Source organism: Chryseobacterium sp. SIMBA_029 (assembly GCF_046535275.1).
GTDB lineage: Bacteria > Bacteroidota > Bacteroidia > Flavobacteriales > Weeksellaceae > Chryseobacterium.
Map to the genome: position 1 here is coordinate 120973 of NZ_JAWRXA010000006.1, position 23637 is coordinate 144609.

The 23637-nt window shown below is 37.4% G+C and carries 16 protein-coding genes and 1 pseudogene; 8 read left to right on the forward strand and 9 right to left on the reverse strand.

The window, feature by feature from the left end; translation table 11 throughout:
- Positions 1–60: 60 nt before the first annotated feature.
- From SB679_RS12410 to dnaK, 3 genes and pseudogenes are all read right to left on the reverse strand, one after another.
- Positions 61–1116 (reverse strand): annotated as a pseudogene (locus SB679_RS12410) (serine hydrolase domain-containing protein).
- Positions 1117–1395: 279 nt separating this feature from the next.
- Positions 1396–1728: a hypothetical protein gene (locus tag SB679_RS12415; protein WP_410702640.1), complete on the reverse strand. Its 333-nt coding sequence runs from the start codon at positions 1726–1728 to the stop codon at positions 1396–1398.
- Between the two features lie 174 nt (positions 1729–1902).
- Positions 1903–3801 carry a molecular chaperone DnaK gene (dnaK, locus tag SB679_RS12420; RefSeq protein ID WP_410702641.1) on the reverse strand — a complete coding sequence of 633 codons (1899 nt, stop codon included), beginning with the start codon at positions 3799–3801 and terminating at the stop codon, positions 1903–1905.
- A gap of 242 nt (positions 3802–4043) precedes the next feature.
- Here dnaK and ppk1 point away from each other — a divergent pair, with 242 nt between their 5' ends.
- From ppk1 to SB679_RS12455, 7 genes are all read left to right on the forward strand, one after another.
- Positions 4044–6116 carry a polyphosphate kinase 1 gene (gene ppk1 / locus SB679_RS12425; protein ID WP_410702643.1) on the forward strand — a complete coding sequence of 691 codons (2073 nt, stop codon included), beginning with the start codon at positions 4044–4046 and terminating at the stop codon, positions 6114–6116.
- Positions 6113–7000, forward strand: coding sequence for an exopolyphosphatase (locus SB679_RS12430; RefSeq protein WP_410702644.1), 888 nt, complete (start codon positions 6113–6115; stop codon positions 6998–7000). Before ppk1 ends, SB679_RS12430 begins: the two co-directional genes overlap by 4 nt.
- Positions 7001–7089: 89 nt before the next feature.
- Positions 7090–7416 carry a hypothetical protein gene (locus SB679_RS12435; protein ID WP_410702646.1) on the forward strand — a complete coding sequence of 109 codons (327 nt, stop codon included), beginning with the start codon at positions 7090–7092 and terminating at the stop codon, positions 7414–7416.
- A gap of 71 nt (positions 7417–7487) precedes the next feature.
- Positions 7488–8147 carry an NAD-dependent epimerase/dehydratase family protein gene (locus SB679_RS12440; protein WP_410702647.1) on the forward strand — a complete coding sequence of 220 codons (660 nt, stop codon included), beginning with the start codon at positions 7488–7490 and terminating at the stop codon, positions 8145–8147.
- Complete coding sequence (locus tag SB679_RS12445; RefSeq protein WP_410702648.1) at positions 8144–9259, forward strand: MBL fold metallo-hydrolase; 1116 nt, start codon at positions 8144–8146, stop codon at positions 9257–9259. Before SB679_RS12440 ends, SB679_RS12445 begins: the two co-directional genes overlap by 4 nt.
- 223 nt (positions 9260–9482) lie before the next feature.
- Complete coding sequence (locus SB679_RS12450) at positions 9483–12521, forward strand: choice-of-anchor I family protein (protein WP_410702649.1); 3039 nt, start codon at positions 9483–9485, stop codon at positions 12519–12521.
- 224 nt (positions 12522–12745) lie between these two features.
- Complete coding sequence (locus SB679_RS12455; RefSeq protein WP_410702650.1) at positions 12746–13459, forward strand: barstar family protein; 714 nt, start codon at positions 12746–12748, stop codon at positions 13457–13459.
- Between the two features lie 63 nt (positions 13460–13522).
- On the opposite strand, the gene SB679_RS12460 is transcribed toward SB679_RS12455, so the two are convergent.
- From SB679_RS12460 to SB679_RS12480, 5 genes are all read right to left on the reverse strand, one after another.
- Positions 13523–15106 (reverse strand): flotillin family protein, encoded by a 1584-nt coding sequence (locus tag SB679_RS12460; RefSeq protein ID WP_410702651.1) that lies wholly within the window; start codon positions 15104–15106, stop codon positions 13523–13525.
- 27 nt (positions 15107–15133) lie between these two features.
- Positions 15134–15700, reverse strand: coding sequence for a serine protease (locus SB679_RS12465; RefSeq protein WP_410702652.1), 567 nt, complete (start codon positions 15698–15700; stop codon positions 15134–15136).
- 248 nt (positions 15701–15948) lie between these two features.
- Positions 15949–16197, reverse strand: a complete 249-nt coding sequence (locus SB679_RS12470; RefSeq protein ID WP_051881798.1) for a NifU family protein — start codon at positions 16195–16197, stop codon at positions 15949–15951.
- A 45-nt stretch (positions 16198–16242) separates the two neighbouring features.
- On the reverse strand, positions 16243–17352 hold the full coding sequence (locus SB679_RS12475) for an Mrp/NBP35 family ATP-binding protein (RefSeq protein ID WP_410702653.1): 1110 nt from the start codon (positions 17350–17352) through the stop codon (positions 16243–16245).
- Between the two features lie 148 nt (positions 17353–17500).
- Positions 17501–19843, reverse strand: coding sequence for a TonB-dependent receptor domain-containing protein (locus SB679_RS12480; RefSeq protein WP_410702655.1), 2343 nt, complete (start codon positions 19841–19843; stop codon positions 17501–17503).
- Positions 19844–19936: 93 nt separating this feature from the next.
- Here SB679_RS12480 and SB679_RS12485 point away from each other — a divergent pair, with 93 nt between their 5' ends.
- Positions 19937–22738 carry a GH92 family glycosyl hydrolase gene (locus SB679_RS12485; RefSeq protein ID WP_410702656.1) on the forward strand — a complete coding sequence of 934 codons (2802 nt, stop codon included), beginning with the start codon at positions 19937–19939 and terminating at the stop codon, positions 22736–22738.
- Positions 22739–22850: 112 nt separating this feature from the next.
- On the opposite strand, the gene SB679_RS12490 is transcribed toward SB679_RS12485, so the two are convergent.
- Entirely contained in the window at positions 22851–23564 is a 714-nt protein-coding gene (locus SB679_RS12490; protein ID WP_410702657.1) for a phytanoyl-CoA dioxygenase family protein, read from the reverse strand.
- Between the last annotated feature and the right edge of the window lie 73 nt (positions 23565–23637).

Here is a 23637-nt window from a genome sequence, read left to right on the forward strand (position 1 = left end):
TTACATCCTGCAACAAATGAAGAAACAACATTAAAATGTTGTGAAACTGATGTCTATTTTTTATTTCAAAAGTCTACTTTCCTTAATTATTTTTCTGATTTCCTGCTCAAAATAGTAAGCAATATCAAAGTTTTCATTGCCTACATTTTCCATTATAACTACACTCGTTTTCGTTTTAGGGTAATATAAATTAACAGCTGTAAATCCTTCTCCCGGGTGAAAACCTGTATGCCCAATTTCATTAATGCTGTCTTTATCATTTATTCGCAAACCATAACCGTAACCAATAGGGTTTTTGCTGAAAACCTGATGGGTATCGGTTATTACATAACTCGTCATCATTTTATACGTTGTAGATTTTAGAACTTTTCCATTATGCAAACATTCGTTCCATTTTGCCAGATCAGGAGCAGTAACAATTAAGTGACTTCCAAAATAATTGTCAGCATCAAAACTTAATTATTCGTTGAGTTTAAAAGTCCCGTCTTTTTTTATGGTATGTCCTTTCGTTAACAATTTACTATTGGTTTCATTCGGATAATAGCTATTGTTCATTTTACATTTTTTGAATAATGCTGTTACTAACGTTTCAAAATTTTGACCACTTTGCTTTTCAAGAACAAGCCCGGCAACATAATAACCAACATTGGAATAACTAAAAGCAGAACCTGGTTTAAATTTCAAAGGCTTGTCCATATTTTCGCTGTACAATCCCGAAGTGTTATTAAGTAATTGATGAACAGTAACCGTGTCTGCCCAGGAATATTTAAAATCAGGTAAATATTTGCGAATAGGAGTTTGCAGATCAATCGTTCCTTTTTCTACCTGCTGTAAAATAAGTGCCGCCGTAAATTGTTTGGCTATTGACATTGTAGAGAATTTATCATCAATTTTCAGCGGTGTTTTTTTGTTGAAATCAGTGAATCCATATGCCTTTGCATATTTTGCTTTCCCATTTTGCTGAATGTACACTACTCCATTAAAATCTCTTGGATTTTTAGTTTTTAGTAAACTATCAATTTTTTTTGAATAGTCCTCTTTTTGTTGTGCTGATGAATTGCAACTTGTAAATAGAATTGTTATTGCAAGAAATGCTAGTTTTAAAATTTGTCTCATCTATGTTTTAAAATTACTTTATATTAATGTCTGTCCTGTATTTGAGAAAGGTTCGTAAAATACCATCAACTCAAAATATACGCCATATGTATTTTATATATTTTAACAATATTAAGAAATTTCTAAGCATCAGACAAAGCCTAATTCTCTACTTATTAAAGGATTCTATAAACTCCAAATGTGAAGTTTAACGTGGTATATTGCTATTTTAGAACAAGACGTATTATAAAAAAACGACTTCAATAATAGAAGTCGTTCTTTGAAATTTTTCTGAAAAAATTATTTTTTTAGATCTGCTTTCACATCTTTATAACCATCTGAAACGGCATCTGCACCTTTTACAGCGGTCTTTTTAACACTTTTAGCGCCTTTGGTTGCTGTTTTACCAACCCATTTCGTGCTTTTTTTCACTCCTTTTTTAGTGGCTGTTGTCCCTTTCTGAGCTTTGTCTCCAACCCATTCTGCTCCTTTTTTAGCTCCTTTTTCTGTTGCTTTTGCTCCTTTTTGAATGGCAGTGCCTACATTTTGGGCTTCTTGTTTTACCGTTTCCTGAGCATGAACAGCTGTGGCAAATAGACCGAACGCTAATAAGGTCAATAACTTCTTTTTCATATTCTTGTTTTTAAAATTAACTTGATAAATATAACATAAAACAAGCCAAACCTGTATCATCAAAAAAATAATAAAAAAAAGTGTAATCAAAGCAGAAAAAAATCAATAAAAAAACCGCTTTAAACGAATGTTTAAAGCGGTTTTTAATATTTAACTATTATTGCTGATCAATAATTATTTTACTTCTTCGAAGTCTGCATCCTGTACATCTTCTGCACCTCCTGCATTTCCTCCAGGATTTTGAGCTCCTGCGTCTGCACCCTGAGCTTGCTGCCCTGCTGCATACATTTCTTCTGAAGCTGCCATCCAAGCTGCATCTAAAGCTTCTGTTTTAGCTTTGATATCATCTGGATTTTTAGCTTCGAAAGCTGTTTTCAATTCTGCTGTTGCTGCTTCTACTGCAGCTCTCTTGTCAGCAGATAATTTATCTCCAAACTCTTTCAATTGCTTTTCTGTCTGGAAGATCAATCCGTCAGCTTTGTTGAAAATTTCAACTTCTTCTTTTTTCTTAGCATCCGCTGCAGAGTTTTCCTGAGCTTCTTTTTTCATTCTTTCGATTTCTTCGTCAGAAAGACCTGAAGAAGCCTGAATTTTAATAGACTGCTCTTTACCGGTTCCTTTATCTTTAGCAGAAACGCTAAGGATACCATTTGCATCAATATCAAAAGTTACTTCAATCTGAGGAACTCCTCTTGGTGCTGGCGGGATATCTGCAAGGTCAAATCTACCAATCTCTTTATTATCGTTGAACATTGGTCTTTCACCTTGTCCTACTCTGATGCTTACTGCTGGTTGGTTATCAGAAGCTGTAGAGAATGTTTCAGATTTTTTAGTTGGGATCGTTGTATTTGCTTCAATTAATTTAGTGAATACAGAACCCATTGTTTCAATACCTAAAGAAAGCGGGGTAACGTCAAGAAGTAATACGTCTTTTACGTCTCCTGTTAAAACACCTCCCTGAATGGCAGCACCAATTGCTACTACTTCATCCGGGTTTACTCCTTTAGATGGTTTTTTACCGAAGAATTTTTCTACTTCTTCCTGGATAATAGGGATTCTTGTAGAACCACCTACCAAGATTACCTCATCGATATCAGAGATAGAAAGACCTGCATCATTAAGCGCTTTTTTACAAGGCTCCATTGATCTTCTTACTAAGTCTGCAGCTAACTGCTCGAATTTAGCTTTCGTTAATGTTTTCACTAAGTGCTTAGGACCTGTAGCCGTAGCCGTGATATAAGGTAAGTTGATCTCTGTTTGAGCAGAAGATGATAATTCAATTTTAGCTTTTTCAGCAGCTTCTTTTAATCTCTGTAATGCAATAGCATCAGATTTTAATTCTACTCCTTCTTCAGCCTTGAACTCATCAGCCATCCAGTTGATAATTACATCATCAAAGTCATCCCCTCCAAGGTGAGTATCACCGTTTGTAGACAATACTTCGAATACTCCATCTCCTAAATCAAGGATAGAAACGTCGAAAGTACCTCCTCCAAGGTCATATACTGCGATCTTCTGGTCTTTATGGCTTTTATCCATACCATATGCCAATGCTGCTGCAGTAGGCTCGTTGATGATTCTTTCTACTGTAAGACCAGCGATTTCTCCTGCTTCTTTAGTAGCTTGTCTTTGTGCGTCATTGAAGTAAGCCGGAACCGTAATTACCGCTCTTGTTACTTCTTGTCCAAGATAATCTTCAGCAGTTTTCTTCATTTTCTGAAGTGTCATTGCAGAAATTTCCTGTGGTGTATATTCTCTGTCGTCAATTTTAACTTTTACAGTGTCATTAGGTCCTTTTACTACTTCGTAAGGAACTCTTGAAATTTCACTTGCATCATCTTTAAAATGAGTTCCAATAAATCTTTTGATAGAATATACTGTCTTTTTTGGATTCGTTACAGCCTGTCTTTTTGCAGGATCACCTACTTTTCTTTCACCATCTTCTGTAAACGCTACGATAGAAGGAGTTGTTCTTTTACCCTCTGCATTAGGAATAACAACAGCATCTTTACCTTCCATTACTGCAACGCAAGAGTTAGTTGTTCCTAAGTCAATTCCAATTATTTTACTCATAATATTTATATTTTTTCTAATTTTTAAATTATTAATTACATTCTCTATTTCTCAATATCTGTACCAGATGAAAATTTGTGACAAAATGACACAAAACTATTTTTTAAGCCTGAAAAATTATCCTTCAGCAAGTCCATTAGGCAGCATTGACATTGACAAAACTTAAAAATTAATCAAAGTTTAACCTTGCCTATGATGTAAAAAGCCTGTGAATTATTATTTTTGATAAATTTTACACAAATATGTCATTACATTTTAATCCGAGAGACATCACATGGCTGGCCTTTAATGAAAGGGTGCTCCAGGAAGCCATGGACGAAAAAGTTCCTCTCCACCTCAGAATTCGCTTTCTTGGAATCTTTTCCAATAATCTTGATGAATTTTTCAGGGTGCGGGTTGCCGGATTAAAACGTGCCATGGATTTTAAAGAGAAAGTAATCGCAGAATCTTTTTATCAGCCTCCTTCCAAAATTCTGCAAAGGATCAATGAAATTGTGATCAGGCACCAACATAATTTTGACAAAACCTGGAAGAAAATTCTTTCGGAAATGGCCGATCATAAGGTTTTCATTAAAAACTCAAAAAACCTGACTGCACAGCAGAAAGACTTTGTAAGGGATTATTTTGATGAGGTTGTTGAATCTAATGTTATTCCGATCCTTCTTCATGAAAATACTCCAATGCCTTATGTAAGGGATAAAAGTCTTTATCTGGGAGTGGCCATGCGAAAGAAAGACTGGCAATATCAGAGCAATTATGCCATTATTGAAATCCCGTCCCGCTTTGTGGGAAGGTTTGTTCTTCTTCCGACAGAAGATCCGGAAGAAAAGAATGTAATGCTGCTGGAAGATGTTATTACCTTCAATCTTCCACATATCTTCTCTTATTTCGGGTATGACGAATTTGCGGCGAATGCTTTCAAAGTAACAAAAGATGCCGAACTGGATCTGGATAATGACATCAAAACCAATTTTGCAGAGAAAATAGAGAAAGGTCTTAAGAACAGAAGAAAAGGAAAACCTACCCGGTTTGTTTTCGATAAAGATATGGATAAAGCACTGCTGGAACTTCTGATCCGCAAGCTTAATTTAACTAAGAAAGACAGTATTATTCCAGGGGGAAAGATTCATAATTTTAAACATTTCATGGATTTTCCTGATGTTTTTGAAAAGTATGAAAAACCTGTGGAAAGAACGTCTTTCACCCATCCTGCATTTGAGCACGGGGAAAGAGTAACCGATGTTATTTTAAAAAATGATGTTCTATTAAGCTTCCCTTACCATAAATACAATCCAGTCATTGATCTCCTTAGAGAAGCCGCTATGGATCCTGATGTGAAATCTATTCAGATCACGGCGTATCGTCTGGCCAGCAGTTCAAAAATCAGCAATGCATTGATCTATGCGGCAAGAAACGGTAAAGAGGTAACGGTAATGCTGGAACTTCAGGCAAGATTTGATGAAGAATCCAACCTTAAATGGAAGGAAATGCTGGAACCGGAAGGAATTACTGTATTAGTAGGAATTCCCAATAAAAAAGTTCACGCCAAACTTTGTGTTATCAAAAAAAGAGCACATAACAAGACCCTTCAATATGGTTTTGTAAGCACCGGAAATTTTAATGAAAAGACGGCACGAATTTACGGTGATCATCTACTGATGACAGCCGACCGTAATATTATGGCGGATATCAATAAGGTCTTCAATGTATTGAAAAAACCTAAAGAAGATTATCTGTCTGTTTTAAAAACCTGTAAGAACCTTATGGTCTGTCCGCAGTTTATGCGTGAAAAAATCGTTCATCACATTGACCGGGAAATTGAAGAAGCCAGGGCTGGCAGAAGAGCAGAAATGATCATTAAGGCCAATTCTTTCAGTGACCGTGCTTTAATCATCAAATTATATGACGCAGCAAAAGCTGGTGTGGTGGTAAAAATGATTGTAAGAGGAATCTACTGTGCAGTTAATCAGAAAGATTTTAAGGAAAAAATAAAGGCTATCAGTATTGTAGATGAATATCTTGAGCATGCCAGGGTGATGTATTTTTATAATAAAGGTGCTGAAGATCTGTATATTTCTTCTGCCGACTGGATGACCAGAAACCTGGACTACAGAATTGAGGCTGCCGCAAAGATCACCGATAAAGATCTTAAGAAAGAATTAAAAGATATTATCGACATTCAGTTGAGAGATAACGTAAAAGCTCGTATTTTAGACAAAAATTTGAGCAACGAATACATCAGCAACTCTAAGGAAGAATGCCGTTCTCAAATCGAGACGTATAAATATTTAAAAGCTAAAACAAGCGTAAAATGAAGATCGCAGCGATAGACATAGGAAGTAATGCAGCCCGACTGTTAATCAATGAAGTAAAAATCAATAACAGGAAACCTGAATTCATCAAGTTAAATCTCTTGCGAATTCCTTTAAGGCTGGGAATGGATGTATTCACTCTTGGGAAAATCGGGGAAGAAAGGGAAAAAATGGTCGTCGACTCTATGAAAATTTTCAGCGACCTGATGAAAATCTATAAGGTAGACCATTACAGGGCCTGTGCCACAAGTGCTATGCGGGATGCCGCTAACGGAAAGGAAATTATAGAGCGGGTAAAAGATGCCTCAGGAATCGATATAGAAATCATTACCGGGGATGAGGAAGCCACATTGATCTATGAAAACCACGTAGCAGAAGGCTTAGACAAAGAATTCGCCTACCTTTATATTGATGTGGGCGGAGGTTCTACCGAGCTTACGTTCTATGAAAATGGCAAAATGATGTATGAAAAATCTTTCAATATCGGGACCATCCGTTTATTGAACAACCTCGTGACCGTAGATAACTGGCATGAGATGAAAGAGGAAATCAAGGAAAACATCACCAGCAAGAAACCGATTGTTGCCATAGGATCCGGAGGAAACATCAATAAAGTATTCTCCATGAGCAAAACCAAAGACGGAAAGCCAATGACACTGTCTCATCTAAAAAAGGTATATAAAGAATTTAATGAGCTTTCTGTAGAGGAAAGAATGACGAAACATAACCTAAGAGAAGACAGAGCGGATGTGGTAGCCCATGCGTTAAGGATTTTCAACAATGTGATGACCTGGTCTGACATCAACAGGATTTTCGTTCCTAAAATCTCCGTAGCTGACGGACTTATCCATAATATATACAGTCAGTTACACGACAAGAAGAAATAACTTCAGAGAGTTTCTCAACAATTATATTTGGGTTTCCCAATACAACCATTGTACTGAATGTATACTGTAAATATCTGTATATATTCAGTATGACGGAAAACAAAAACAGTACAGCAATACCATCGTCTGACCGGATTTCCCGGTACACATTATATTTTTCAATTTTTACAGCAAGTTATAAAGTAAAAACTATCATTAGAACGTCTGATAAAAAAGATAAAGTTCTGAATATGCTTAAAAATGGAGAAATTCACCATTTCGACATCCTTCCTTTTGTAGAATCCAACTTTAGCCAAGACAAAAACGATGGCTATGCCTTGCATTATGTTTCGTTTATTCATTTAAAACTCACAAAAAATGAAATGTGTTGCCAGCTGTGGAAGGATCCATTGGTGTTTCCAAACTCTTTCAAATAAAATTATTCAAAATTATCTGACTTAAAATCTTAACTTTAAATAAGTTCACTTATTAATATATCTTTTTAATTATGAATTCAAAACCAATCAAAATAATTCTTACGGGTGCTACAGGAATGGTAGGCGAAGGTGTTTTAATGGAATGCCTTGAAAATCCTTCTATTTCCGAAGTACTGAGTGTCAGCAGAAAACCTTCCGGAAAAAAACATGCTAAATTAAAAGAATATCTGGTACCGGATTTCCTTGCTGTAGATCTGAATGATGAAAATCTAAAAGGCTTTGATGCCTGTTTTTTCTGTGCCGGAATCAGCAGCGTAGGAATGAGTGAAGAAGAGTACACCAAAATTACATACGATACCACGGTACATTTTGCGAAAGCCGTTCTAAATCAAAACCCGGGAATGGTTTTCACCTATGTGTCCGGAAGTCATACCGACAGCACGGAAAGCGGAAAAACCATGTGGGCAAGAGTAAAAGGAAAGACGGAAAATACTTTGAAAAAAATGGATTTCAAAGGGGCATATAATTTCCGTCCGGGATTTATGAAACCTGTAGACGGCCAGGTGAACGTAAAATGGTTCTTTAAGCCCTTTATCTGGTTGTTTCCTGTCCTGTTACCATCAAAATCCCTGACCCTGCATGAAGTGGGAAGAGCAATGATCCATGCCGTACAGCAAGGGTACCCGACATCCGTTTTAGAAATAAGAGATATTAAAAGGTTAGCTCAATGAAAGCAATGCTGAAAAGGATCTTCATTGTCATTTTTATTTTAGGTATTCTGACCGCCATTTCAGGATTCATTTATGTACAGCCCCAATTTGGGAGACTGCCATCAGGTGAACGTCTGGAAAGGATAAAAAAATCTCCACATTTCAAAGATGGAGAGTTTCATAATTTTTCTGAAACCCCGACGATTACAGAAGGTCATAGTTTTTGGGGCGAGCTGTACGAAGCGGTATTTAAAAATAATCCCAACGCAATACCTAATCATCCTATCCCAGCCTTAAAAACTGATTTAAAGAACTTGCCGGCTGACAAAGATTATATCGTGTGGTTTGGTCATTCTTCGACATTACTCCATCTTAACGGGAAAAATATTCTTACAGATCCAGTTTTCAGTAACAATGCTTCTCCAATACCGTCATCCGTTCCTGCTTTTCAGGGAACTGCCATATATTCTGTTGATGATCTTCCGGAAATCGATTATGTAGTGATCTCCCATGACCACTACGATCATTTGGACTACAAAACCATTAAAGCATTGCAGCCCAAGGTAAAAAAAGTCATCTGTGGACTGGGGGTCGGAGAAGATTTTGAATATTGGGGATATCCGAAAGATAAAATTGTGGAACTAGATTGGTTTGAAAAGTATCAGGATCCCAGCGGAGCACTTACTTTCAACGCAGAGCCTGCGAGACATCAATCAGGAAGAGGATTTACCCAAAATCAGACACTCTGGGTTTCTTATGTAATCCAGTCTAAGGATAAAAATTACTTTGTAAGCGGAGACGGAGGTTTTGACAAGCATTTTCAACAGATCGGAAATAAGTATAAAAAAATTGACCTGGCCATTATGGAAGATGGGCAGTACGACAAAGCCTGGCATTTTGTCCACAACCTGCCGGAAGAAATTATTAAGGCTTCAAAAGATCTTCATGCTAAAAGAATTTTGCCTTATCATAATTCTAAGTTTAATCTTGCCAAGCATGACTGGAATACTCCGTTAAACGCACTTACCACCTTAGCGAAAAAAGAAAAAATCCCTGTTTTGACTCCAAAAATAGGGGAAGTCGTATATCCGAATGACAGCCTTCAACGGTTTACGGAATGGTGGAAGAAGTAGGGGTTGTTTTGGTTGTTGGTTGTTGGTGTTTAGTTGTTAGTGTTTGGTGTTTTGATTAATATGACGTTTGGAAATAGATAGTTTGAGCATACAAAATCTGTTTTAAAGAATTATAAAATAAATATTGAATAGAAAGTACTTATTATTAAACATTTCTTAAGATTCCCGTAAAATGTTTAGAGATAATAAAGTTCATTTTTGCATGAAATAAAGTAAAGTAAAAATGACCAATAACTACTTCTTAAAAGGGTTTGTCATCGCCGCTTTTTTTCTTCAGGGCGGTCTCTTCGGACAAACTCTTATCCATTACTGGAATTTTAACAGCAACTCTTCGGTTTCTTCTATTACCACGCCGACTTCCACATTGGCAGGAGGATCTCTTGCTGCTATTGCAGGGGGAACAAGCGAAATAGATCCGGCAGGAGGAGTCAATCAGAATTTTGATATAGCCAATTTCAATGCCCGGAACAATGATCCTTCCGGAACACACCTGAGATTCAACAATCCTATCGGTGGAGCTTTACAGTTTTCTCTGCCTACGACAGGATATAACAATATTATTATAAAATTCACCACCAGAAGATCGGGTTCCGGGGCAGGTACTCAAACCTGGTCCTACTCTACTGACGGTCTTACTTTCCAGCCTTATCAAACCGTTACTCCACAGGATGCAAATCCGCAACTGATTACCTTTGATTTTTCATCTGTTTCCGGGGTTGCAAACAATCCGAATTTTAAATTAAAAGTTGAATTTTCCGCTGGTACGGGAGGAACTGTTGGTAACAACCGTTTCGACAATTTCACAATGGATGGCTCCGCAACAGGCAGCGTTGACACCACTCCACCAACGGTCACTTACCTTCCCGCCAACAACACAAATAATGTATCAGGTACTGTAAATCCCACCATTTCTTTTAATGAAAATGTAAGACAAACAGACAATTCCGCGATCACCGATTCTAATGCACAAAATCTTGTAGAATTCCGTTTAGGAAATGCTTCAGGTACTCCCGTTCCCTTTACTACTACGTTCAGCAACAATAAAATTACTATAATTCCAACTGCAGGTTTAGTTCCCAATCAATCATATTATGTAGCTTTGAAACCCAATACCGTTGAAGATTTTAGTGACAATGGTGTCACCTCAGCCACTTCAACAGTATTTACGACAGCCGGAACATCAGTTTCTCTGGACAGAAATTTTATTACAGTCAATGAGAATGCAGGAACTTTAAGTTTTAAAATTAATGTTAATAACCCTTCCACATCGAGTGTCAACCTGGTGGTAAAACCTGCTCCGTTCAATACTGCAGACAGCAGTGATTTTACATTCAGCAGCCAGACCATTAATATCACTCCTTCTGCGACGAATTATACGGTAAACATTCCGATCATTGATGATACCCTGGAAGAACAGAGCGCTGAATATTTTGTATTAAGTCTTGAAAATCCTGTAGGTACCACTATTACCGGTGATAATACAGCAACGGTTTATATTGTTGATAATGATAAACCCGCTCCGGTTCCTTCCCATCAGATTCAGCTGAACTATCTCGGAAGTTTTGACCCGTCCGGAAACAGTACCAGTTCTACGGAAATTGTAGTACATGATCCCGCCACCCAGCGGTTATTTACCATCAGCTCACTGACTGATGTTTTTGATATTATCAATTTCAGTACTCCCAGCACTCCATCTGTGATCAATACGGTGAATATGGCTCCTTATGGCGGAATTACAAGTATTGCCGTGAAAAACGGAATTATTGCGGCGGCTTCTCCTAATGCCAATCCACAGCAGAACGGTTCTGTTGTTTTCTTTGACATTAATGGAAATTTCCTGAAGCAGGTTACTGTTGGAGCATTACCCGATATGGTCACTTTCAGTCCGGACGGAACCAAGGTGATCACCGCCAATGAAGGTGAACCGAATGATGCTTATACTGTAGATCCGGAAGGATCCATCAGTATTATTGATATCTCCGGAGGCATAGGGAGCCTTGGTCAAAGCAATGTAACGACTCTTAATTTTAATAATTTCGAATCACAGCTTGCTGCTTTAACAGCTACCGGATTGCGAAAAGTAAGAAACAACAATACTCTTTCTCAGGATCTGGAACCTGAATATGTTACCGTAAGTGCAGACAGTCAGAAAGCTTGGGTGACCCTTCAGGAGAACAATGCCGTCGCTGAAGTCAATCTTGCTACAAAAACCATAACCAGCATATGGGGATTGGGTAAAAAAGACATGAGCCTTCCCGGAAACGGATTTGATGCGTCTGATAATAACGGAGAAATACTGATTGCCAACTGGCCTGTAAAAGCTTATTATACACCGGATGCGGTGCAAAACTATAAAGTTGGAAATACCCACTATATTGTAACCGCTAATGAAGGTGATGAAAAAGACCTTACGGGTTTTAGTGAAAGAACAACGGTCGGAGCAAACGGATATGCTTTAGATCCTGGTCTTTTTCCGGATGCTGCTGTTTTAAAAGCTTCTCACAATCTGGGAAGGTTTAGAGTAACCAATGTCAACGGAAATACGGACGGCGATGCTGAATTTGAAGAAATCAATGCATTGGGAGCCCGTTCATTTTCAATCTTCAATGCGGACACCAAACAAATCATTTACGACAGCGGAGACCGTTTTGAACGATATATTGCAGCCTATCATCCTTTGATCTTCAATGCTGACAATGAAGCTAATGGTGCTAAAAACAGAAGCCGTGCAAAAGGACCTGAGCCGGAAGGAGTAGCATTAGCGACCATCAACGGGCAGACGTATGCGTTTATTACTTTAGAAAGAACCGGCGGTGTTATGGTGTATAATATCACAGATCCCAACAGCCCGACTTTCACAGATTACAAACATTCCCGTTCCACTTCAGCTTACGGAGGTGATAACGGACCGGAAGGAATTACTTATATCGCTCCTGAAAACACCACTACCGGAAAAGGATATGTGATCGTTGCCAACGAGATCAGCGGAACTTTATCGATGTATGAAGTGGCTTCCTCTCCTACTTTAGGAACCGGAGAAACAAAAACTGAAAAAGCAACATTCAATGTATTCCCTAATCCTGTAGCTAAAGGAAGCACGTTGTACTTCAACAGGGTTCAGGATTATGAATTGTATGATATGTCAGGTAAATTAGTCGGAAAAGAGAAAAATGCTCTGACAATCAACACATCACAACTCTCTACAGGAGTTTATCTTGTAAAAACTTCGGAAGGACAGATTAAGAGAGTCATTATAAAGTAGAATTAAATATTGAGTCCATCGCAAAGCTCCGGAATTTCCGGAGCTTTTTTATTGTTGGAAAATTGATTAGTTTTAGATTTTATTATTTTAGTGAAAGCACAAGACACATAAAAACTCAGTTCATTGAAAGCTGTTAAAAACATTAAAATACTTTTTATAGTAGAAAAGTCAACTGAGATTTTGAAAGTGATTAAAGAAATTATTAAAAATACCAGACCATAATTATGTTTGTATTTGCACTCGAAACTCTACAAGAACTACAAATCATCACATCTATTGATGATGTTAAAAATCTTGAGAATAATAAAACTAATCTCGGATATAGAGAATTGAGATTGATCAATGTTCAAAATACAGAAAAATTAAAATTGGAAATAGAAAAAGCTAGCAAAATTTATAATAACCAAGGTTATATTCACTTACTTGATGAAAATAAATCAGTTGTAGTCTCAACTTTCATAAGTAACATCAGAATTATTAAGTCTAAAAAGAATAATGTTACATTGAGTGGCTATGTATGGCATCATCCCAAAGGTTTTCATAAGGCTTACAAAATGATCATTAATAATGAGATTACGCATAAAAATGTTTGGAAACAATTTAAAAAAGATGAGTTGCAAGGCTGGTTAACATTTGCTTTACATTATAATAAGCCTGAAATTGAAAAAGAAAATATTAAAATCCAAATTGACGGAAATGAATTTCATAATCTGGATGAATTTTTCTGTATTTTAGGAGAAGAGGTCAATGGAATTACCGGATATTTTGGTCGAAACTCATATGCATTATATGACTGCTTAAGAAGTAATTTCGGTGTAAAATCAATTTCAGAATTAACCTGGAATAATCATGAAAAAAGTAAAAAATTTTTAAAAACTAAATTCAATACAATTATTGAAACTTTTAAAGAATTTGACGTAAAAATTATTTTGAAATAAGCCTAAAAACAGTTTCGGGCGGAAAGCAAAGCTTTCCGCCCGAAACTTATAATTATTAAATATCTAAGCTTGTGGAAGATCCCCTGTCGGATCATTATTGCTTATTGTCATATCATCAAAATTCTGTTTCTCTTTTTTCTCGATCACCTTTATAATTTCCTTCTGTACTTCTTCAGGTTTTCCTTTAAGGTACTCGGGTAAATTCAGTCCGGCCATATTAAAAAGATCGTTCAAAGGCGGCACCGATTTCATCATTCCGGAAACAAAATTAGAAGTTGAGGTTCCGCCATCCTGTCCGTTTCCGCTGTCCCAAACCGTAATTTTATCAATCTTAATATTTTTAACGGCTTCAACCTGGGTTTTCACCAATTCAGGAAGCTTTTCAATTAATAGTAACTGGAAGGCACTGTTGGTATCACCACCTGCGGCCTGTATAATTTTGTCATATCCTTCTGCCTGCTTCGTCAGGATCTCATATAAACCTTTCGCTTCGGCTTCCATTTTCGCAAAAATAGCATCTGCTTCTCCCTTAGCCTGTACACGGATCTTTTCGGCTTCCGCCTGTGCATCAATAATCGCTTTTTGTTTTGCAATTTCTGCATGAACGACGATATTGGCCTGCTGTGTAGAACGTTCTCTCTCGGCTCTTGCAGTTTCCGCTTTCTGTTCAGCAAGATAGGATTCTTCCAAAGATCTTGCGGCCTGTACTTTTTCTGCTGCGGTAGCGATTCTTAAAGCTTCCGCTTCTTTTTCTCTTCTTTCAGCATCAGAATTGGCAATGGTAATTTTAGCCTCGTTCTCTCCTTTTACAGCGATTGAGTTGGCTAATGAAGTAGCGATCCGGGCTTCTTTTGCGGCCTCTGCTTTCCCAATAGCTTCATCTTTACCTGCTGCGGCAATACTTACTTCCCTGTCTTTTTGCGTGATGGCAATTTTAACATCTCTGTCTCGCTGCGTTTCTGCAATCTGAGTATCTTTTTCTCTATCTGCAATGGCCTTTCCGGTTTCTCCGATCTTGGTTTGCTCAGCTACACTGATGATGGCCTCATTAATCGCTTTTGCAGCTGCCTCCTTTCCTAAAGCTTCAATATATCCGGATTCGTCTCTGATATCCGTAACGTTCACGTTAATTAATTTCAACCCTATTTTCTTTAATTCAGTATCGACATTTTTAGAAATATTATCCAAAAATTTATCTCTGTCTGAATTAATTTCTTCAATGGTCATGGTTGCAATAACCAAACGCAGCTGTCCGAAAAGGATATCTTTAGAAAGCTCCTGAATCTGTTCCGGAACAAGTCCCAGCAAACGTTCGGCAGCATTTCCCATAGAATCCGGTTCTGTAGAAATAGCAATCGTAAAACGGCAGGGTACATCTACACGGATGTTCTGTCTGGATAACGCATTCGTAAGGTTAGCTTCAATAGAAATCGGTTTCAGATCCAGATAAGCATAATCCTGAATAACCGGCCATACGAAAGCACCTCCTCCATGGATACATTTTGCAGAGCTTCCCCCGGTTTTACCGTAAATCACTAAAATTTTATCTGAAGGACATCTTTTATACCTCGAAATAAGAGCTAAAAAGGTGACGAATAGCACCAGTGCAATGACTAGTGTAAGAATAAGACTTCCTGGAATTTCCATATATAGTTTATAAAAGTTGATAACATATTAAATTTCAGCAACAACAAGCACTTCGTCATAGATATAAATGACCCGTACAGAATGACTGGACGGAATGTTTTCTTCAGATTCTGTCATCGCCTGAAGCTCATGATTGGCACCGTTTACAGAAATCAAAATCTTTCCTTTGCCACCCATGTTAGCCGGAATGGTAAGGTATACCTCTCCTACTCTTCCAATCAGATTCTCCATTTTAAAGGTATTATCTTCGGTGAGTTTTAAGATTTGAAGGATCAGAATGAAAAACAGGAATATAAATCCGGCACCAATCACCACTGAAATGAAGATCAAAAGCGTTTTATTGTCTACCGAATTGTAAAATGCGACTCCACTCCACCCGAATCCTAACAAAAAATTAATAAGATTTCTAAAAGAGAATAGTTGAAAAGGAGTATCAGTATGCCCTGCATCACTAAAGTCGGCATGAATACCGTCTCCGTGGCCACCTCCTATAAAGGTAAGAACAGTTTGAATTAAAAATATCAAACTGGCCGCTAGAGCAATATACCAAAAGCCTTGATTAAGGGGTTCCAGGTTTTGAAGAAATCCGAACATAATTTGTGCGTTTTCTCAAATATAATTAAAAAAAATGACATTTTCAATTAAAAATAACAAAAAACGCCTTGTTCTTTAATATAAAATATGACTTCTTAATTTCCAATAATATTGGAAAGTTGATGCTATAAAAACAGAGTTTCAAAATGGAAAAACGGTAACAAAGAAACTGGTCAAAAATTAATCAGTTCCACAAAAAAAGACAGGCTTTTTGGGCCTGTCTTTAAAAAATATATCTGTTGTATTTTTTACTCTACGTTAATCACTTTCTGAATTTCCGGAGCATGCTGTTTGATGGTATTTTCCACTCCTAATTTTAGGGTAGAAAAATTCAGTGAACAGCCTGAACAGTTTCCTAAAAGTCTAACAAAAACCTGATTATCCTTCACATCGATAAGTTCAATATCTCCACCGTCTTTATTAAGGAACGGACGAATGCTTTCCAAGCCTTCCATTACTCTTGTTACGGTATCTTCGTGTTTTATATTTGTTTCCATATTTTCTTCAGTTCAATTCGGTTTTTCTTCAATGTACTTGAAAAATTATTTTTTTGCCTTTGGCGAGCATCCTGCCATTGTTGTAATTTTTACAGCTTCTGTAGGAGGAAGGCTCTTATTTCTTTCTACAAGGCTTTCGATCATTTTACGGGCAGTATCTGTGTAGATCTCTGCAATTTTAGAATTCTCCTGCAAGGCAGCTGGTCTTCCGACATCTCCTGCTTCTCTGATGCTTTGGATCAAAGGAATCTCTCCCAATACAGGAATTCCCAAATCTTCTGCTAAATATTGCGCTCCCTGGTTTCCAAAGATATAATATTTATTGTCAGGCAATTCTTCCGGCGAAAAATACGCCATATTTTCGATTAATCCAAGAACCGGAATACTGATACTTTCCATCTGGAACATCGCAATCCCTTTTCTAACGTCTGCCAATGCAACGTGCTGAGGCGTACTCACGATAACTGCACCAGTTACAGGAACTTCCTGAATGATGGATAAGTGGATATCTCCTGTTCCCGGAGGAAGATCGATCAGTAAAAAGTCTAATTCTCCCCAGTCTGCATCTCTTATCATCTGGTTTAATGCTTTTGAAGCCATAGGACCTCTCCACACTACTGCCTGATTAGCTCCTGAAAAATATCCAATTGAAAGCATTTTCACGCCATAATTTTCAATAGGTTTCATCAGGCTTTTTCCGTTTACGTCTACCGAGATTGGCTTCTGTCCTTCTGTATCAAACATGGTAGGAACAGATGGTCCATAGATATCAGCGTCTAATAATCCTACTTTGAAACCCATTTTTGCTAACGTTACTGCCATATTTGCAGCAACTGTAGATTTTCCAACTCCTCCTTTTCCGGAAGCGATGGCAATAATATTTTGAATTCCTGGAATTTGTCTTCCTTTAATCTGGCTTTGCTGGATTTCGCTTGGTTCCGGAGAAACAATCTTAAGTTTTAAGTTAATGTCCTCTCCAAACTCGCTTGCAAAAGCCTGCTTCATGGCAGCCTCTAACTTCTTTTTCTCATGCATTGCAGGTGAATGGGCGGTCATGTCGATATATACATCGTTACCCATTACTTGAAAATTACTTACTAAGTCGTCTACTTCTATCTCTTTAAGGAAATCCTGAACCTTTTCTTTCGTCAACATATAAATATAAATTGTTCACAAATTTACGGAAATTTTACCTATTTAGAATAAGTAAAATCAAGTATTGAGAAAATCGATAGGGGGCATCATAAAATGCCAACAGGTAAAATATTTCATTTAATAATCAACAGGTTAGGAAAAACAGTTTCTAATTTGCCCTATTTTTCTCATCAAATTTTACATTTCGGTCTGTTCCTTTTATTTTCTTGTTTCCGAAATTATAGGTTACCGACAAGGTAAGCCTTCTTCCGTCATAATAATTATCATAGAAATGCGTTGCATTGGTATAATAGATTTCACCATTGCTTTTAGCCTGTCTGAAAATATCTGAAACATACAGATTCATCTGCAGGTTTTTCTCCATAAAATTCAGTTTAACACCTGACGTGAAGTTTCCTACAAAATAGGAATATGAATTTCCAAAACTTGAAGGTAAACGAAACCAATAATTAAAAAATAACTGAACTGTTTTATTGCTATTGAGCGATATATTATTCTGAAAATTCATCGTATAGGTACTTCCTTTTCTGGATGCGGCATCGGTAGCAAAAACCTGAGTCTTCATAGAAGATAGGTCCGCGGAATAATTGGCTTCCCAAAAGGTAAAAAAAGTATCTGAATAGTTCAACGAAATCCCTGCACTGTTCTGATTGTAAAAGTTATTGAAAGTACTGATCTTATTTTCTCCTTCAAGATTAACCAGCTGGCCAAATGCATTAAGCGTTCGCTGGAAATAGGCGGATGCAGATAATTTTCCTTTATAAATATAGGCCAGTTCAATATTATGGTTAATGGAAGGCTTTAACAGAGGATTTCCGGTAAAATAGGAATTGACATTAATATACCATCGGTAAGGGTTAATCGCCCGGAAATCCGGTCTGTTGATCCTTTTTGAATAATTAATACTGAATGTATTATTTTCATCACTTTTATAAGCAATATAGGCGGTCGGGAAAAATTTACCGTACGAATTCGAAGTATTCTGCCCTGAAGTTAAAGAATTACCGGTGACTGTAGAATGTTCATATCTAAGTCCTGCTTTTGCCGACCATTTTTCATTAAATTCTTTTTCCAGGCTTACATAAGCGGCATAATTTTTCTCGTTATATTCAAAGACATTGCTTTTTGCAGGATCAGTCTGATAGGTATTACCGATCAAGTTTTGATAGGAAACATTTGAATTATTATCAAAGTTGGTGAATTTTATTCCCGTCTCTGTTTTTGCAAATGCATAAGGCAAAGTAAGATCGGCCTGTCCTGAATAAATTTTGTAATCAACCCTAGAAGGTGTTCTTACAACAAAATTATTCCCCGAGCTCTCTATAGTATTGAAATCGATAGTATTCTCTGGCATATTAGAGAAATAATTCCCTGTAATACTCAGTTTGTGATCCTTTTTTCCAAATTTCACATCATAATAGGCACTTACCGTTTGCTGTTTATTGTTGGAACGGTGCTCGGCATAGGTTGACAGAGTATTGGTATAATTTCCCAGTTGAAAATAATCTGAGGTATTCTGGATATTCATATTAGAATGTCCGTAGCCATAATCGTAAACAAATCCTACATTAGATTTTGCTGCCAGTTGATAATCTACACTCAGATTGGCTCCGATACCATTTCCAAAATCTGTTCTATCATCTGAACTGATTAAACCATCGGCACCAACAATTTTATAATTTTCTGAGGAATGTTTTTGGGTATCATAATGCCGTACCTTCAATGATGAGCGAAGTTTTCCATTCTGATAATTGACTGAAGCATTGTTTGCCCCGCCGGTATACGTTGTTTGCAACAAACTTGTTGTAAAACTGCCGCTCCAGCCCAGATTCTGGTTTTTCTTTAAAACAATATTGATTAATCCGCTGTTTCCCTGTGCTTCATATTTCGCAGGCGGCGCCGTGATTATTTCTATTTTTTCAATATTTTCTGACCGTAAACTTTTCAAATAATTGATCAATTCACTTCCTGAAAGATTCAGCATCCTTTCATTGATCATTACTGCTACACCACTTTTTCCAACAATGGAAATTCCCGAACTTTCATCCACTTTTATCAACGGAGTATTGCCAAGTGCTTCCACTCCATCCATTCCCTGGGAAGCAATAGAATTGGATATATTATAAATCAGGCGGTCTGCTTTTCTTTCAATCAGTTTTTTTCTGGGTGTAAGGGTAATCCCTTCAATCTGTTTTTCTTCTTTTTTTTCAATATAAAAATCTTTTTCTGCATCTCCGGTTACCGTAATGGTTGTATTCAACAGTTCGGTTCCATCCTGTATCAATCTGATGTTGTAATTTCCATTTTCAGAAAGACTAAGGGTGTATTTTCCTTTTTCATCAGAAATAGTGGTATGTTTCGTTTTATCTTTAACTGCCATAATCTCTATGTATGAAGCTGCACTTCCCTCCCTTGCAATTTTGCCGGTAATACGCTGTGAAAAAGCTAAAATAGGGAGAAGCAGTACAATGGAAAATAGGGTTCTTGTCATGGTATCGTTTCTATTAAGACAATGCTTCTGTTTCTTTTATTACATTTTACAGGCCTCATTTTTTTCAATATATTCGCCAACATAAATTATCGTATGAAAAAAAGCCTGGTCATATTCTCTTTATTCATTGCTCAGATAGTATCTTCCCAAGACTATTCGCAGTATGTAAATCCCTTTATTGGAACCGGAGGTCACGGACACACTTTTCCCGGAGCTATCGTTCCTTTCGGAATGGTGCAGCTTTCTCCTGATACCAGAATAGACGGGAGCTGGGACGGATGTAGCGGCTACCATTATTCAGATTCGGTGATCTATGGTTTTTCTCATACCCATCTTAACGGAACCGGTGTTTCTGATTATGGAGACATTATGCTGATGCCTACGATGGGAAATCCCAGTTTGAATAATAAAGACTATTCTTCAAAATTCTCTCACAAAAATGAAAAAGCAACAGCTGGATTTTATTCGGTTAAGCTCGATAAAAACAATATTGATGTCCGGCTTACCACTACAAAAAGAGTCGGATATCATGAATATACTTTCAACAGCGCAGGAAATGCCAATATTATACTAGACCTGAACCACCGGGATAAACTACTCGAAGGTGAAGTGAGGGTGATTGATGATAAAACCATAGAGGTTTTCAGACGAAGTGAGGCCTGGGCCACCAACCAGTACATTTATGCACGCATTGAGTTTTCAAAACCCATGAAGATCTCTAAAAAAGACGTGAATGGAAAACAGGAAAGCAATCTGTATGCAGGAACCAGACTGGCCCTGGCCTTTTCAACATCTGTAAAAAAAGGAGAGAAAATTAATGTAAAAGTTTCTATTTCTCCAACGGGTTATGAAGGAGCCGCCAAAAATATGCTGGAAGAAGGAAAATCCAATGATTTTGCAACAATACAAAAACAGGCCGAAGCAGAATGGAATAAAGAACTTTCAAAAATTGAAGTACAATCAGCTGACAAGGATAAACTGAGCGTATTTTATACCGCATTATACCATGTTTTCACACAGCCCAATATCAATATGGATGTTGACGGAAAATACAGAGGCCGTGACAATAAGTTCTACACCGCAAAAGGATTCGATTATTATTCGGTATTTTCTCTTTGGGATACCTTCCGGGGTGCTCATCCTCTCATGACGTTAATCGACAGAAAAAGAACGGCAGATTTTATTAATACTTTCATTAAACAATACGAACAGGGTGGTAAACTTCCGGTATGGGAACTGGCCTCCAATGAAACAGAATGCATGATAGGCTATCACTCGGTTTCTGTGATTGCTGATGCCATGGCTAAAGGAATCCAGGGATTCGATTATGAAAAAGCATTTGAAGCGTCTAAAAATTCTGCTATGCTGGATATTTTCGGGTTGAATGCTTACAAACAAAATAATTACATCAGTATAGATGATGAGCATGAAAGTGTTTCCAAAACGGTAGAATATGCCTATGATGACTGGTGTATTGCTCAAATGGCTAAAATTTTAGGTAAAAAAGAGGATTACCAGTATTTTATGAAACGTTCCCAAAACTGGAAAAACCTGTATAATCCCAACAATGGCTTTATGCAGCCGAGAAAAAACGGAAACTGGTATGAACCGTTTGATCCGCGTGAAGTCAATAATAACTACACGGAAGGAAACTCATGGCATTATTCTTATTCTGTGCAGCAGGATATTCCGGGATTGATTGCTGCTCATGGAGGGAAAGAAAAATTTGAAAAATTCATTGATGCTATTTTCTCCGCTTCTGATAAAACTACAGGCAGGGAACAGGTGGATATCACGGGTTTAATGGGACAGTATGCCCAGGGAAATGAACCGAGCCATCATATTGCCTATCTGTATAACTTTGTGGACAAACCTCAAAAAACAGACGAAAAAATCAGGTATATTCTTGATAACTTCTATAAAAATACGCCAGATGGACTGATCGGAAATGAAGACTGTGGACAGATGAGTGCATGGTACGTTTTAAGTTCAATGGGAATCTATTCTGTGACGCCCGGAAAACCGGAGTGGGAAACAACAACCCCTTATTTTGATGAAATTAAAATCCATCTTGAAGACGGCACTACTAAAACGATCACTAAAAGTACAGATAAAGCTGAGCTCCAAAAGCTTGGTTTTGAAAATGTAAAACCTGCAAAAGATTTCAGCTATACCCAGCTCACCACTTCACCTGTCATTGCAGCCGACCGGATTTTTGATTTTTCCACCAAAGTGGTAATTACTCCGCTGGATCCAAAAGATAAAGTGTATTATATGACCATGGACGCAGGCGATGCGAATGTCAGAAAAACATTTACTGCCTACAAAGGTCCGTTCGTCATCAACAAAACGACTCAGGTTCATGCATATTCGGAAAGAAAAGGAGAGAAAAGTTCAGTGACGGCTGCGCAATTTAACAGAAGGCCCAATCATTGGGATATTACAGTGAATGCAACGCCTACTGCACAATATACCGCGGGTGGAAAATTAGCTCTTATCGACGGCATCAACGGAAGTGAAAACTGGAGGAAGGGTGAATGGCAAGGCTACCAGGGACAAACTTTTGAAGCGATTATTGATCTTCAGTCTCCACAGCAATTTACTCATTTATCTTCCACTTATCTTCAGGACAGCAGAGCATGGATCCTGATGCCCTCAAAAGTAGAATATTATGCCTCGATGAACGGAAAAGATTTTATTCTTCTGAAAACCGTTGACAATACGGTTGATCCAAAAGATGAAAAGGTTCAGACCAAAGAGTTCGGAACAGAGATTCTGCCGACTGAAGCCCGATATATCAAAGTAAAAGCCTACCATTTTGGAAAACTTCCGGAGTGGCACCAGGGCGCCGGCGGTGAATCTTATATTTTCGTGGATGAGATTTCGGTGAAATAAAAACAGGATCTTTACTAAAAAAACGACCTCTTTTCCGGTAAAAGAGGTCGTTTTATTGTATTATTTTGAAATCGTTACGATTCTTACTATTATATTTCTGATGAATTGGAGATTAATTCATTCGTTCCGACCACTGCAGTTCCTCAGGTAGTTCCCTATCTGAAAATTCGATATGAATGACTCTTCTCTTTTTACCATTCGTTGTTCTGTTGGAGCCGTGAAGCGTCAGCGGTTTCATGATCATGATCCCACCTTTTTCTACACTGCATATTTCTTCGGTTTCAACGGTCCAATCGATCGTTTCCGACCTGTAAATTCCTTTGGAATGTGATTTTGGAACTACTTTTAATGCTCCGTTATGTTCATCGGTATCATCCAGGTGAATTCTGATGGTGTATATGTTTTCTAAAATATCCAACGGAGGTTGTACAGCAAACTGATTCTGTTTGGTCGTCCATGGACCAAAACCAGGCAGATTCACTTTTTTATCAACAGAAATCGTTAAATCCTGATGATAGGCAACATACCAATTCGATTTTTCAGGTTTATCAAAATAAATGCTTTTTACCACCACATATTTCTTACCGAAAATTTCCCGGACAACTTTTTTAATATTGTCATTAAAGATGAGGTCTTTGATCTCCGGAATTTCCTTTAAAAACTGTCTTATCGCAAACAGATCTTCAGATTTTCTGAAAGTTTCCTTTGATGTATCGATGTTTTCGAGAACGTAAATTATCTTATTAATTTCTTCGTTGGAAAAAATATTGTTGATAATTTCAAACCCATTTTCAAGAATTACATTTTTATGATCTTGTACATTCATTTCAAAAATTTTATACAATATAAATGGTCAATAATGAATTTCCTGTAAACTTAATTACACTCCTTCATTATTG

What these genes read in the sequence shown, in the direction of transcription:
- SB679_RS12415 (WP_410702640.1), bottom strand. Translation starts at nt 1,728, where the DNA reads ATGAAAAAGAAGTTATTGACCTTATTAGCGTTCGGTCTATTTGCCACA.
- dnaK (WP_410702641.1), bottom strand. Translation starts at nt 3,801, where the DNA reads ATGAGTAAAATAATTGGAATTGACTTAGGAACAACTAACTCTTGCGTT.
- ppk1 (WP_410702643.1), top strand. Translation starts at nt 4,044, where the DNA reads ATGTCATTACATTTTAATCCGAGAGACATCACATGGCTGGCCTTTAAT.
- SB679_RS12430 (WP_410702644.1), top strand. Translation starts at nt 6,113, where the DNA reads ATGAAGATCGCAGCGATAGACATAGGAAGTAATGCAGCCCGACTGTTA.
- SB679_RS12435 (WP_410702646.1), top strand. Translation starts at nt 7,090, where the DNA reads ATGACGGAAAACAAAAACAGTACAGCAATACCATCGTCTGACCGGATT.
- SB679_RS12440 (WP_410702647.1), top strand. Translation starts at nt 7,488, where the DNA reads ATGAATTCAAAACCAATCAAAATAATTCTTACGGGTGCTACAGGAATG.
- SB679_RS12445 (WP_410702648.1), top strand. Translation starts at nt 8,144, where the DNA reads ATGAAAGCAATGCTGAAAAGGATCTTCATTGTCATTTTTATTTTAGGT.
- SB679_RS12450 (WP_410702649.1), top strand. Translation starts at nt 9,483, where the DNA reads ATGACCAATAACTACTTCTTAAAAGGGTTTGTCATCGCCGCTTTTTTT.
- SB679_RS12455 (WP_410702650.1), top strand. Translation starts at nt 12,746, where the DNA reads ATGTTTGTATTTGCACTCGAAACTCTACAAGAACTACAAATCATCACA.
- SB679_RS12460 (WP_410702651.1), bottom strand. Translation starts at nt 15,106, where the DNA reads ATGGAAATTCCAGGAAGTCTTATTCTTACACTAGTCATTGCACTGGTG.
- SB679_RS12465 (WP_410702652.1), bottom strand. Translation starts at nt 15,700, where the DNA reads ATGTTCGGATTTCTTCAAAACCTGGAACCCCTTAATCAAGGCTTTTGG.
- SB679_RS12470 (WP_051881798.1), bottom strand. Translation starts at nt 16,197, where the DNA reads ATGGAAACAAATATAAAACACGAAGATACCGTAACAAGAGTAATGGAA.
- SB679_RS12475 (WP_410702653.1), bottom strand. Translation starts at nt 17,352, where the DNA reads ATGTTGACGAAAGAAAAGGTTCAGGATTTCCTTAAAGAGATAGAAGTA.
- SB679_RS12480 (WP_410702655.1), bottom strand. Translation starts at nt 19,843, where the DNA reads ATGACAAGAACCCTATTTTCCATTGTACTGCTTCTCCCTATTTTAGCT.
- SB679_RS12485 (WP_410702656.1), top strand. Translation starts at nt 19,937, where the DNA reads ATGAAAAAAAGCCTGGTCATATTCTCTTTATTCATTGCTCAGATAGTA.
- SB679_RS12490 (WP_410702657.1), bottom strand. Translation starts at nt 23,564, where the DNA reads ATGAATGTACAAGATCATAAAAATGTAATTCTTGAAAATGGGTTTGAA.